This window comes from Bacillus sp. BS3(2021) (assembly GCF_021043345.1).
Lineage (GTDB): Bacteria > Bacillota > Bacilli > Bacillales > Bacillaceae > Bacillus > Bacillus paralicheniformis.
Genome location: NZ_JAJNDM010000002.1, coordinates 380,065 through 391,830 on the forward strand (window position 1 = coordinate 380,065; position 11,766 = coordinate 391,830).

Genomic DNA, 11,766 nt, shown 5'->3' on the forward strand with positions numbered 1-11,766 from the left:
TGAATGATGCGCAAATCGATGAATGGTCCTTTCACATTCCTAATAATACGGAACTTGGAGGCAAGAACATGGAAACCCTTTATACAGAAAGATTGACTTTGAGAAAAATGGAATTGGAAGATGCAGATGTCCTCTGTCAATACTGGTCAGATCCGGAAGTCACAAAATATATGAATATCACGCCTTTTACAGACGTCTCACAGGCGCGGGACATGATCCAAATGATCAATGATTTAAGCCTTGAAGGGCAGGCAAACCGCTTTTCAATCATTGTGAAAGAAACGGATGAAGTCATCGGGACGTGCGGTTTTAATATGATCGACCAGGAAAACGGCAGAGCTGAAATCGGCTATGACTTAGGGAGAAATCATTGGGGAAAAGGCTTTGCTTCCGAAGCTGTTCAAAAGCTGATCGACTACGGCTTTACAAGCTTGAACCTCAACCGGATCGAAGCGAAGGTAGAGCCCGAAAACACGCCTTCAATCAAACTCCTCAACTCGTTATCCTTTCAAAAGGAAGGACTGCTAAGAGATTACGAGAAAGCGAAAGGAAGACTGATTGACGTATACATGTTTTCGCTGCTGAAAAGAGAATACGCTGGGTAACCGGCATGCAGAAGAGCTTCCTCTAAGGTGAGGAAGCTCTTTTTAACCCCTTTTTCCGGCGCTTTCGCTCAACCGCTTGGCTTCCAAAAAGAAAACCTGAATAAATTTCTTCGTGTTGACGCGGGCGGACGGCAAGGCGGCGGCAGAGTCTTTCTGCAGCTCTTTCATTTTTTTGCTGATGACAGTAAAGTCAAAAAAACGGGACGCATAGCTTTCAAACCGCGGATTTGAAAAATCTGTTAAACCGAGTGATGCGAAATGGTTTAGCGAATGGCTGACCGCCCGCCGTATCCGCTGCTCGGACGCTTTAATCTCCCTGTTGATCTCCACGGGTGAAGCAGCCGGCCCGAGCTTTTGCTCGGCAATCTGATGAAAAATCTGTTTGAGCGGCGGAAAGTCCTTTTCATATAATGAAGTCTGTTCATCATCAAACAAATACTGAAGGATGGCGAGTAAATCCTGGGACCCGCTCTCCCCGACGATTCCGAGTTCAGAAAGAAGAAATTCGCCCGTTTCCTGAATGCTTTTTTCCCTAAAGCCGTTTTTTCGTCCGCTGCCGAGACTCACGAGCCGGTTCAGCGAAGATTGTATGTCATGGATCGACCTTTCCAGCTCGATGCGCTCCTTGACTTTTTGAATGACGTTCAAGATTTCAATGCGGTTAATCGGTTTATGTATATAATATTCAATCCCCAAAGAATAGGCTTCACCGATCATTTCCTTCGATTCCACCTGGGAAATCATGATGATTTTCCCTGAGAAAGCGCCATACAAATGACGAACCGTCTCAATTCCGTCGCGGAGCGGCATTAAAAGATCGACAAACAAAATATCAATTTGCTGCAAATTCAGGACGTGGCCTTCCAAATCGCAGCCGTCTTCCGCTTCTCCGGCCACTTCTCCCAAATCTTCGTCTTCAATGATTTGTTTTAAAATCGATCGCACAGCACGGTCATCATCTGCAATAAAAAAACGCACAGGCCTTCACCCTTTCTGAATCAATTGTTGGACCGGAAGTCTGATCGTAAACACAACACCGCTTGCATCACTCTGAAATCGAATGCTCCCCCCGAGCTCCTCGACAGTTTCCTTCACATAAGACAAACCGATTCCGGTTGAAGGGGTTCCGAATTCATCATATTTTGACGTGTATCCCGGCTCAAACACCACATCCCCGACTTTCTCTGGAATGCCCGGTCCGTCATCTTCCACGCGGCATTCCAGCATGTCATCGGCGCGCCTATAGAGGCTGAGGCGGATGGAGCCCTGTCTTTGAATCGCTTCCACCGCATTCGCCATAATATTATTAATCACGGACAATACAGTATACACGTGGTATTTTGGATGTTCTCCGCCTATCGAATAATGAAAGTCAATGTCTTTTTCGAGCGATTCGGCATACTTTCGATTAATGCCGGTCACAAGCCGAACCAGATCTTCTGCCGCCATGTAGTCTCTGAAGCTTTCTTTCGAAATTAGTTTTGAAAGCCCGGCGAAAATGCGCTGGTTGTCTTTTTTGACCTCGTGGATTTCACCGGCGAGGCGCAGCACCTTCTGGCTGATCTGCCGGACAGAGGAATTGTTATCGCTCTGTCTATTTAAGAGCCTGTACAGCTGATAGGATTCGTTCGTAATCTCTTCAGTATTCTTCAACGTCTTTTTCAAATGAACGGTTTCTTCATATAAATTTGAAACGATCATCAACATGTGCTCATTTTGTTCGCGGATCTGCTTTTCCCGCGATTGCGTTTCATACAGCTTCATGACATTAAAAAAGCTCAGCACAATAAAGCTGTGGGAAAAAGCAATCGCCATCATGTCGCGGATCTTTCCCGGGGTGACGGTAGACTCGAACATCATATATTGAACGACCAGTTCGGCTCCATCGGCAATCAGTTCAATTCCGAAGCCCAGAAACCCGATGTAGAGCGGGCGAAATTGAAATCGCTTCACTTTTGCCAAGTAGAATAGAAACGCATATGTGAAATAAAAGAAAAAAGTCGGATAATGGTGATAAAAGGATGACAACCAATCGATCTGCCCCGGGCCGAATGCATCAAGCAGCACCCGAAACCCGACGACGGCCGCTCCCGTTAAAAAGCCGGACAGCACAGCCGGGACATTCCGCAGCAGCAACAAAAGAAAGAAAAAAGTTGGAACGCCGAAGCTGACCCGGAAGGTCTCGTTCAACGGATAGAACTTCAGCTCTCCTGCGAGCGGCACCGTTAACATCATCACTGTTAAGATATAGCCGTCTTTCTTTACAAGCCGGGCCGCCTGCTTCATCACGCTTCCCCAATTTCCACCCATCATGCTGATCCTCCATTACAAACGTGTTGCTTTATTTTGACTTTAACCGCACGTTTTCCGCAACTCCCATTTTACCCACAGTCGATTTGATTTTTAAATCAATTGGCTTATTTTTTAAATATTTTTGTCGCTTTTTGTAGGTTTATGTAGGTTCTATTATAAATTGAATGTATATTTTCTCTATTTGAAAACGCTTATATTTTCCCGCAACTCACTCCCTTGCGCAACCCAAACCCCTTTTCCCAGGAAAGAACAGGCTTTAAAACAACTTGTGCGGCAGAGGCTTATACCCCTTTGCCTTCTGCCGCCATGCCCTAATCACCGCTTTTTAGAGCCTCGTATTTTTTCAGCAAACCTGCAAGCTTTAACAGGTCAGATTGGAGGAAATTCGATGAATGAAGTATTGGAAGAACGCTATGACACCCGCTTCTGGCAATCCCGCCTTGAAGATTTGGTTGAACATTACCGTCCTTTTTCCGCAAGCGGACGCAACGCCGAATACATTCCCGCTTTAGGAAAAATCGACTCTAACCAGCTCGGCATCTGTGTGATCGGTTCTGATCAAACGGTGATCAAAGCAGGAACTTGGGACGTATCATTCACACTCCAGAGCATCTCAAAGGTGGTCAGCTTTATCGCAGCGTGTTTGACGAAAGGGATTTCTTACGTATTAGACCGTGTTGATGTAGAACCGACGGGAGACGCGTTCAATTCAATCATCCGCCTTGAAATGCACAAGCCGGGAAAGCCGTTTAACCCGATGATCAACGCCGGAGCGCTGACCGTTGCGTCGATCCTACCCGGTGAATCGGCACTGGAAAAAATGGAGTCGCTTCATGAAGTCATTGAAAAAATGATTGGAAAACGGCTTGAAATCAATGAGGAAGTATTTCGGTCAGAGTGGCAAACCGCCCATCGGAACAGAGCATTGGCCCATTATTTAAAGGAAACCGGCTTCCTCGAAGCAGACGTCGAAGAAACGCTTGAAGTCTATTTGAAGCAATGCTCCATGGAAGGAAGCACTGAAGACATCGCCTTGATCGGCATGGTTCTCGCAAATGACGGATATCACCCTCTCCGCCAAGAGCAGGTGATCCCGAAGGATGTCGCCAGGCTGACAAAAGCTTTAATGCTGACGTGCGGCATGTACAATGCTTCAGGAAAATTCGCGGCCTTTGTCGGCATTCCGGCAAAGAGCGGCGTCTCCGGCGGAATCATGTGCGCGGTGCCTGCCAGCATGAAAAGAGAACAGCCTTTTCGGCATGGATGCGGCATCGGCATCTACGGTCCGGCGATTGACGATTACGGCAACAGCATGACGGGCGGAATGCTGTTAAAACATATAGCCCGTGAATGGGATCTCAGTATTTTTTAAAATCACAAAAAAGAGGTGAAAGCATGCAGCAATTCCTTCAAGAAGTCATTGTTGTCACAAATGATTTTCTTTGGTCAAAACTATTAATTATTATGCTTCTGGCTTCGGGACTGTTTTTTACTTTTAAATCGAAGTTCTTTCAAGTTCGCTTGCTGAAAGACATGTTCCGGGTTTTAAAGGAAGGAGCACCCGACAAAAACGGAATCTCTCCTTTTCAGGCTTTTTGCATTAGCATGGCCGCGAGAGTAGGCACAGGAAATATTACGGGGATTGCGATCGCCATTGCCTTGGGCGGACCCGGCGCTATCTTTTGGATGTGGATCATCGCCATCATCGGTTCGGCGTCAAGCTTTGTCGAAAGCACGCTGGCGCAAATTTATAAAATAAAGGATAAAGACGGCTTCCGCGGCGGCCCTGCTTACTATATGGAAAAGGGTTTGAAAAAACGCTGGATGGGTGCGCTGTTTGCCGTCTTGATTACATTATCCTTCGGAATCGTGTTTAACGCGGTCCAGTCCAATACGATAACGGTCGCTTTTGAAAACTCATTCGGCACAGACCGTCTTACACTGGGGATTATCATTACGATTGCCTTCGGCATCATTACCTTCGGCGGTATCAAACGGATCGCCAAGCTGTCCGAATATATTGTCGTATTTCTCGCCGTCTTATATATCGGCGTCGCCGTTTTTGTCATGCTGATGAACATTACGAAACTGCCGGACGTCATCTCTTTGATTGTCGGTCATGCGTTTGGCCTTGAACAAGCGGCAGGCGGAGCCATCGGCGCAGCGCTGATGAACGGAATCAAACGCGGCCTCTTCTCGAATGAAGCCGGGATGGGCAGCGCGCCGAATGCAGCAGCCGCAGCGACAACGAGCCATCCTGTCAAACAGGGTCTTGTCCAGGCTTTAGGGGTTTTCACGAGCACTTTGGTGATTTGTTCAAGCACAGCTTTTATCATTTTGTTTTCCGATGCGTATCAAGAACCGGGGCTGAGCGGAATCGAGTTGACGCAAGCATCGCTCAGCACGCACATCGGAGCATGGGCCTCAGGCTTTCTTGCCATTATGGTGTTCCTGTTTTCTTTCAGCACCTTAATCGGAAACTACTACTATGGAGAAACGAATATCGAATTCCTGCACACGAACAAAGCATGGCTCTTCATTTACAGAATCTGTGTGCTTGCGATGGTTATCTTCGGATCGGTATCAAAAGTCCAGCTTGTGTGGGACCTCGCCGACTTGTTCATGGGCTTGATGGTCATCGTCAACTTAATCGCGATTTTCCTGCTGTCAAAAGTGGCATTTGCCGCCTTGAAAGACTATGTGAAACAGCGAAAAGCTGGAAAAGATCCGGTCTTTTATAAAGATGTTCTTGAAAACCATGAAGGCGTCGAATGCTGGGAACGCTCCGGCACCGAACAAAAAACCGAAAGCAAAAATGCGATATAACACAAGCCGCCGTATCCGGCGGCTTTTTTCGTTCATTTTAAACCGTCCAAAATAATAAAACGTTTTTCCTCTTGTATCCGTCATGTCTCCAAAGATTTACTTCACCTGCTTTGGCAGAAAAGGGGTCCAGCCATGAATATGAAAAGAAGCCGTATCCGCCGGCTTGCGCTGATATTCGCAGCGATGGCGGCGGGGCTTGCTTCAAGAAAGGCGGCCGATATGCTGCCGGACATCGTGAATGCCTATTTAGGGGATGCGCTGTGGGCGCTGATGATTTTCTTCGGCGCAGGCTTTTTGTTCAAAAACGCGAAGACAGCTTCAGTGGCGCTGATTGCGCTCGCATTTTGTTTTTTAATCGAATGCAGCCAGCTGTATCACGCTCCATGGATTGATGATATCAGAGCCGTTCCGCTCGGCGGACTCATTCTCGGTTATGGATTTTTGTGGAGCGATTTATTGGCTTATGTGCTCGGCGTTTCCGCAGGTGCCGTGGGCGAAGTGCTGTTCCGCAAACGAAAAAGACAGCCGTAACGCTGTCTTTTGGGGAATATTTACGCACTTTGATTTTGAGTCTTTTTACAGTTTAAAACAAACATAGCAAGTCCGATAATAAGAAGGATGGGTCCAATAAGTAAAGCACGGTACAGGCGATTATTTCCTGTATTCGGCAGCGGGTTGCCTCCTGTTTTTTTTGACATGTCCAATGTCTCTATCCTTTTTGGCAGGAGGAGCTGCGGTATTTGTCTCTTCCTTATGATTTTCTACCGCATGCTTTACGATTTGCCCATCTTTTTTGAGTTTCAAATTCGAACGTCTCTTCATTTAAAATAGATCCCTTCGGGGCAATCGTTTCCGTGTGTGTCAAAGCGAGCGATCCCGTTTTCATCGTTTTTTCTCCTTGCAATTTCTGCGCATTTTTCGTTATGACTGTGGCAATAATAAAAAGCCGGCAGCAGAAGAGAAGCGCTAATATTATTCGTTAAGCTGTATGATAACGGTTACTAATGCAGCCAACATCAAAAGAATGATAATGGCGAAATAAGTCCAAATAATGGAAGTAAAGGGATTGAGCGGCCTTTTTGTACTCTCATTCCAGTTTGCGTTTTTACGGTTATTGGATTTGAGTTGTGCCAGCTGAAATATATTTAAAAACACAGATATAACTAATGCAACTGCCAAAGATAGATTCAAAGTTTCAACCTCCCTTAAAATAGAGCTCTGTCGAGGAGTCAGCCAAGGCAAGCTGACCGTAAATTTCCTCCTCTAAATGAATCCTTTCCTTTGTTTTTTTAGAGATGAGAATGGTAATCGTCTTGAACGCTTCCTAAAACCTATTCCATTGCTTTATTAGCCGTTATCTCCCCATATCCTCTTTTTTAGTTTCAGACCGCCGCCCATAAATATTATCCCGTTTTTTAGACAGACTACCTGAATAAAGGAGGCAGGTCATATGAAATTAAGCAACAAACTCATCCTCGGGTTAACGGTTTCGTCACTCGCCGGGAAGTTTCTTGAAAAGCTGCTGATCCAAGACAATGTCAGCCCCAATATTACCGCGTCATTTAATCAAGAAGCTGATATTCCAGATATTGATGCGTCCTCATACATCCATCATTTCGCCTCGGTCATCGGCAGTGTGGTCATCGGGCGAAACGTTTTCATCGGGCCTTTCTCTTCGATCAGAGGAGACACGGGATTAAAAATCTACATCGGCCATGATTGCAATATCCAGGACGGAGTTGTCTTGCACGGTATGAAAAACTATGAATACAACAGCCCTGTTACTGAACAATCCGTTTTTAAAGATCGTGAATCGTATTCCATTTACATAGGCGAGAAAGTATCACTCGCCCCGCAATGTCAAATTCACGGCCCCGTAAGAATTGACAACAATGTTTTTGTCGGGATGCAAAGCCTTGTTTTTGATGCCTATATCCAAGAGAATACGGTGATTGAACCGGGAGCAACAGTAATCGGTGTTACAATTCCCCCAAAACGGTTTGTTTCGGCGGGTCGTGTGATTTCAAACCAGGAGGATGCCAACCGGCTTCCTGAAATAAGCGATTCTTATCCATATCATGACCTCAACTCGAAAATGACGGCCGTCAATCTTGAATTGGCAAAAGGCTATAAAAAGGAAGCGAGAAAATGGAAACTATGAAAGAAATTTTGGTTGTCTACGGGCGAATCATCACCATCCTTCCGCTTTTATTGGCTGTTACATTGCTAATGGGAAAACGCTCAATCGGCGAAATGCCTGTATTTGATTTTTTAATCATTATTACATTGGGGGCTGTCGTCGGAGCTGACATAGCCGATCCGAGGATTGAACATTTGCATACCGCCGCTGCGGTGGCTGCGATTGCCCTATTGCAAAGACTCGCTTCAAAAATCATGATCAAAAACAGAACACTCGGACGTCTGATTACATTTGAACCGACCATCGTCATCAAAAATGGAACGTTTATTGTCGGCAATTTAAAACGAATCAGATATTCGGTGGATAATGTTCTGCAAATGCTTCGTGAAAAAGATGTTTTCAATGTCAGCGACGTAGAAATGGCGTTTATAGAGGCGAATGGAAATTTAACGGTATACAAAAAGCCAAATAAAATGGAAGTCACGGCTGAAGATATGGGGATTCAAAAAAGCAGCGGCGAATTTTCATATCCGGTCATCATTGAAGGGAAAGTGTACACATCTGTCCTTCACCAATTGAATGTAACGGAAAGCTGGCTCAAAAACCAGCTGAAAAAAAAAGGGCTTGAACGAATGGATGAAATCTTTTTCGCTTCGGTTAATCAAAACCATCAACTGCATGTTTCACTTGATAATGAAACGGCGAAAATTGAGCCGGAGCTTTTGCATTAAAAGCTCCGGCGGATTTTTTCATCGGCCGTTTTCGGGACAGAAATCGTTGTGAATCATGTAATATTCGAACACCTGCTGCAGCCACTCATCCTCTTCTTTTGTAAAAGGTGAAGAAAACTTCTCTGCCAGCTGCTGCGATTCGATTGTCTCCATCTGTCCTAAAGCCGACAGCACGCCCTCTCCGACAAATTCCAAACTCGTCTTCATATATCGGTCCGCCATTTCCTGCACTTCGGGGTCATCAACCGGTTTTCCCATGAGCCGCTTGGCTACCTTAGATAAACGAACATACTCTTGATCCAATTTGGCCATCTCATCTTCTGATTTGCCGAATACATCATCGGCAAAACGTTTGGACACCTGCTGTTCAAGCCATATGCGCTGCTCCTTCTCAGTCTGGATGCTGTTCAGCAGGCTCATGAAAACAGAACTGTCGATTTCCTCTTCCTCCTCCAGAAGACCGATTGTCCTGTTTATCGCTTTCAGCCCTGTTTCAATATGTTCCTTTTTCTCCTCCAGCACCTTTTTCTGCTCCTGCAGCGCCTCAATCAGGCCGGCATCAAAGCATGCATCCTTCATGAAAGCGCGAATTTGTTCAAGACTGTACCCGAGAAACTTAAAACATGTGATTTTCTGCAACTCTCTCGCATCTCTGTCTGTGTAGAAACGGCGGCCTGTTCCCGGCTGTTTTTCAGGCTTCAACAGGCCGATTTCATCGTAATAATGGAGCGTCCGAATGGATGTCCCTGTCATTTCTGAAAAAACACCGATTGAATAATATCCGTCATTTTCCATAAAAATCCCCTCCAACTGACGATTTATTCCTATCATAACGCCTCACGCTGCTGGAGGTGCAAGCTTATTTTTCGCAGACTCGTGATTTTTCCAAAAGGTACGGGACAATCAACTCCAGTTTTTAATCCGGCGGAGTCTCCCCGATTAAGTTCTGCAAATCTTTTTTCACATTCCCAGCATCCGTTCCGATCACAATCTGGATATGATGCTGGTCAATTTTGACCACACCGTGCGCTCCTAATTGCTTTAATTGCGCTTCATCCGCCAAGGACGTGTCTTTTAATTTCATTCGCAAACGGGTTATACAGTTTTCGCAAGTCACGACATTCTCACGGCCGCCGATATGCTTAAGAATGCCTGCAGCCATAGACTGATGCAGCCGGTTTCCTTCAGGTGTTTCCTGTTCCCTTCCGATCACCGGAATGTTTCGCTTTATAATCACAAAGTAAAACGTAACATAATAGAGAGCAAAAAAGGCAAGGCCGACGGGTATGATCCATAATCCGCCGTCTGATAAATTAAGGTTCAGCAAATAATCGATTGCGCCTGCTCCCCATGAGAAGCCGTGACGAATCCCAAGCAAACAGAGCACCGCTCCGGCAAGTCCCGTATAGACCGAGTGAAGAAAGTACAATAAAGGCGAAGTAAATAAAAACGTGAATTCAACTGGTTCCGTAATCCCGGTGATCAGTGATGTGGCTGCTCCTGAAGACATGAGCGCTTTCGTTTCCTTTTTTCTCGTTCTGGCTGCATGCGCGATTGCCAAAGCGATCGCCGGAATGCCAAACATCATCGTGATAAAAAAGCCGCCGAGAAAGTAGCCGGCTGTCGGGTCTCCATTCAAAAACCGCGTAATTTCCCCTGTCACCGCTTCGCCGGATGCCGTCTCATAGCGCCCAAGCCCAAAATAAATATACGTATTCATGACATGGTGAAGGCCGAACGGCAGCAAAAACCGATTCAGAAATCCGAATACAAACACCCCGAAAGCGCCAAGACCTACAAGCGACTGGCTAAAAGTGTCGATCGCCGCTTCTGCATAAGGCCAGACGATTGAAAAAAAGCCTGCCACCGGAATCGTCACCAATACGATCATCGTAATCGGAAACTTCTCTCCGCCAAAAAATGAAAACATGCTTGGCAGTTTCGTATGTTGAAACCGGTTATAAATGAAAGCCGCCATCAGGCCGGCGAGCACCCCGCCGAAGACGCTCATATCAAGATCAGGATTCAAGATGCCGAGCCCCTCTTTTAATACGGTTATCGCCAAATATCCTGTCAGCGCAGGAATTCCTTTATCTTTTGAACGGGCAAAGCCCATGGCGATGCCGATTGCGATCAGGACATCCATATTGTTCAATATCACGCCTGACGCTTGAAAAAGCGGTATATTCAGCATATCTTCCGCAGAAAGACGCAGCAGCAGGCCGGCGATCGGAAGAACGGTAATCGGAATCAGCAAAGACTTTCCCAGCAGCTGAAAAATATGTTTCATTCCGGCATTCTCCTTATGTCAAATTCCTAAATGATACGAGCTGGACATCAGTAAGCTTATTCAAACGGATGACAACGTCCGGATCGGTTAAAAATTCAAGTTCATCGACTCTCGGATAAGTATAAGAAGAGTTCGTCAAAAGCTCCTTATCGAGGTATGCCGGGTGGGTCATGACCTCCACAGTATCATGCTCTTCAAACAGTTCAGAGACGGCTTCTTCATCCTTTAAAGCCGCTTCGAGGACAGGTGAAAAAAAGTCTGTTGTTTTCACTCCTTTTTCCGTGATCACAGCACTCTCCATATTGCGCCTGACAGGCAAACGGTACTCTTTGGCGAGCGTCAAAAATGCGTCTGAGATGCCCGGGGAAGCGTTGATATGATGGTGGCTGTCCAAATGATCGGGTTCCAAGCCCTTGTTGATGCATGTTTCAATCTGCGCTTTCCACTCGCGGTATACTTCATCAGTATCAATTGTAAAAGCACCTTGATAAAATGCGAGATTGCGAAAATTCCCCTTTGCATCGACGATCGTCCGGTGATCAGACAAAAGCGGTCTTCCGCAGGTCAGCACCAAATGTACGCCGATCCCGAGCCCGGGCGATTCGCGAGCCAGCCGCGCCGCATGACCTGCGCCCGGCATATTTGTCATGAACGTCGCTGATGTTAAAATCCCCAGCTTATAGGCATCAATAATTCCATAGTTCACGCCTCTTGAATATCCAAAATCATCAGCATTGATAATCAGTTTTTTCATCCATCCAATACTCCTTATCAGTCTTTTTTTAAAAAAATATGCGGAGACGTACCGTTTTACCCTAAATAGAAAACGACAAAAGCTACTAGTAAAAACTGATTTTTGGT

The 11,766-nt window shown here is 45.9% G+C and carries 13 protein-coding genes; 6 read left to right on the plus strand and 7 right to left on the minus strand.

The features are described 5' to 3' along the window. Positions 1–68 precede the first annotated feature (68 nt). Positions 69–605 (plus strand): GNAT family N-acetyltransferase, encoded by a 537-nt coding sequence (locus LQ247_RS07085; protein WP_020449989.1) that lies wholly within the window; start codon positions 69–71, stop codon positions 603–605. A 42-nt stretch (positions 606–647) separates the two neighbouring features. Here LQ247_RS07085 and LQ247_RS07090 read toward each other — a convergent pair whose 3' ends face one another. Then, entirely contained in the window at positions 648–1,583 is a 936-nt protein-coding gene (locus LQ247_RS07090) for a DNA-binding domain-containing protein (RefSeq protein WP_020449988.1), read from the minus strand. 6 nt (positions 1,584–1,589) lie between these two features. After that, positions 1,590–2,918: a sensor histidine kinase gene (locus LQ247_RS07095; protein WP_025810837.1), complete on the minus strand. Its 1,329-nt coding sequence runs from the start codon at positions 2,916–2,918 to the stop codon at positions 1,590–1,592. Between the two features lie 388 nt (positions 2,919–3,306). Between LQ247_RS07095 and LQ247_RS07100 the strand changes: the two genes are divergently transcribed. The 3 genes from LQ247_RS07100 (at position 3,307) to LQ247_RS07110 (ending at position 6,275) form a co-directional block, all read left to right on the plus strand. Then, positions 3,307–4,290, plus strand: a complete 984-nt coding sequence (locus LQ247_RS07100; RefSeq protein WP_231005807.1) for a glutaminase — start codon at positions 3,307–3,309, stop codon at positions 4,288–4,290. Between the two features lie 23 nt (positions 4,291–4,313). Further along, entirely contained in the window at positions 4,314–5,744 is a 1,431-nt protein-coding gene (locus LQ247_RS07105; RefSeq protein WP_020449985.1) for an alanine/glycine:cation symporter family protein, read from the plus strand. A gap of 132 nt (positions 5,745–5,876) precedes the next feature. After that, positions 5,877–6,275 carry a ribosomal maturation YjgA family protein gene (locus tag LQ247_RS07110; protein ID WP_023857752.1) on the plus strand — a complete coding sequence of 133 codons (399 nt, stop codon included), beginning with the start codon at positions 5,877–5,879 and terminating at the stop codon, positions 6,273–6,275. A gap of 220 nt (positions 6,276–6,495) precedes the next feature. Here LQ247_RS07110 and LQ247_RS22025 read toward each other — a convergent pair whose 3' ends face one another. Together LQ247_RS22025 and LQ247_RS07115 are read right to left on the minus strand one after the other, a co-directional pair. Next, positions 6,496–6,630 carry a hypothetical protein gene (locus tag LQ247_RS22025; protein ID WP_257878920.1) on the minus strand — a complete coding sequence of 45 codons (135 nt, stop codon included), beginning with the start codon at positions 6,628–6,630 and terminating at the stop codon, positions 6,496–6,498. Between the two features lie 86 nt (positions 6,631–6,716). Continuing rightward, on the minus strand, positions 6,717–6,935 hold the full coding sequence (locus LQ247_RS07115) for a hypothetical protein (protein ID WP_101561661.1): 219 nt from the start codon (positions 6,933–6,935) through the stop codon (positions 6,717–6,719). Between the two features lie 259 nt (positions 6,936–7,194). Here LQ247_RS07115 and LQ247_RS07120 point away from each other — a divergent pair, with 259 nt between their 5' ends. Next, positions 7,195–7,905, plus strand: coding sequence for a gamma carbonic anhydrase family protein (locus LQ247_RS07120; protein ID WP_023857749.1), 711 nt, complete (start codon positions 7,195–7,197; stop codon positions 7,903–7,905). After that, positions 7,893–8,615, plus strand: coding sequence for a DUF421 domain-containing protein (locus LQ247_RS07125; protein ID WP_026580456.1), 723 nt, complete (start codon positions 7,893–7,895; stop codon positions 8,613–8,615). Before LQ247_RS07120 ends, LQ247_RS07125 begins: the two co-directional genes overlap by 13 nt. A gap of 18 nt (positions 8,616–8,633) precedes the next feature. On the opposite strand, the gene LQ247_RS07130 is transcribed toward LQ247_RS07125, so the two are convergent. The 3 genes from LQ247_RS07130 to chbG all read right to left on the minus strand — a co-directional run bounded on the left by LQ247_RS07130 (position 8,634) and on the right by chbG (position 11,659). Then, positions 8,634–9,410: a MerR family transcriptional regulator gene (locus LQ247_RS07130; RefSeq protein ID WP_144498636.1), complete on the minus strand. Its 777-nt coding sequence runs from the start codon at positions 9,408–9,410 to the stop codon at positions 8,634–8,636. 121 nt (positions 9,411–9,531) lie between these two features. Then, positions 9,532–10,905, minus strand: a complete 1,374-nt coding sequence (locus LQ247_RS07135; protein ID WP_101561664.1) for a PTS transporter subunit EIIC — start codon at positions 10,903–10,905, stop codon at positions 9,532–9,534. Between the two features lie 13 nt (positions 10,906–10,918). Next, the gene (gene chbG / locus LQ247_RS07140; protein ID WP_101561665.1) at positions 10,919–11,659 is read right to left on the minus strand and encodes a chitin disaccharide deacetylase; all 741 of its coding nucleotides are present in this window, start codon (positions 11,657–11,659) and stop codon (positions 10,919–10,921) included. Positions 11,660–11,766 lie beyond the last annotated feature (107 nt).

Coding starts and splice junctions, on each gene's coding strand:
- LQ247_RS07085 (WP_020449989.1), top strand. CDS start 69: ATGGAAACCCTTTATACAGAAAGATTGACTTTGAGAAAAATGGAATTG.
- LQ247_RS07095 (WP_025810837.1), bottom strand. CDS start 2,918: ATGATGGGTGGAAATTGGGGAAGCGTGATGAAGCAGGCGGCCCGGCTT.
- LQ247_RS07100 (WP_231005807.1), top strand. CDS start 3,307: ATGAATGAAGTATTGGAAGAACGCTATGACACCCGCTTCTGGCAATCC.
- LQ247_RS07105 (WP_020449985.1), top strand. CDS start 4,314: ATGCAGCAATTCCTTCAAGAAGTCATTGTTGTCACAAATGATTTTCTT.
- LQ247_RS07110 (WP_023857752.1), top strand. CDS start 5,877: ATGAATATGAAAAGAAGCCGTATCCGCCGGCTTGCGCTGATATTCGCA.
- LQ247_RS22025 (WP_257878920.1), bottom strand. CDS start 6,630: ATGAAAACGGGATCGCTCGCTTTGACACACACGGAAACGATTGCCCCG.
- LQ247_RS07120 (WP_023857749.1), top strand. CDS start 7,195: ATGAAATTAAGCAACAAACTCATCCTCGGGTTAACGGTTTCGTCACTC.
- LQ247_RS07125 (WP_026580456.1), top strand. CDS start 7,893: ATGGAAACTATGAAAGAAATTTTGGTTGTCTACGGGCGAATCATCACC.
- LQ247_RS07130 (WP_144498636.1), bottom strand. CDS start 9,410: ATGGAAAATGACGGATATTATTCAATCGGTGTTTTTTCAGAAATGACA.
- LQ247_RS07135 (WP_101561664.1), bottom strand. CDS start 10,905: ATGAAACATATTTTTCAGCTGCTGGGAAAGTCTTTGCTGATTCCGATT.
- chbG (WP_101561665.1), bottom strand. CDS start 11,659: ATGAAAAAACTGATTATCAATGCTGATGATTTTGGATATTCAAGAGGC.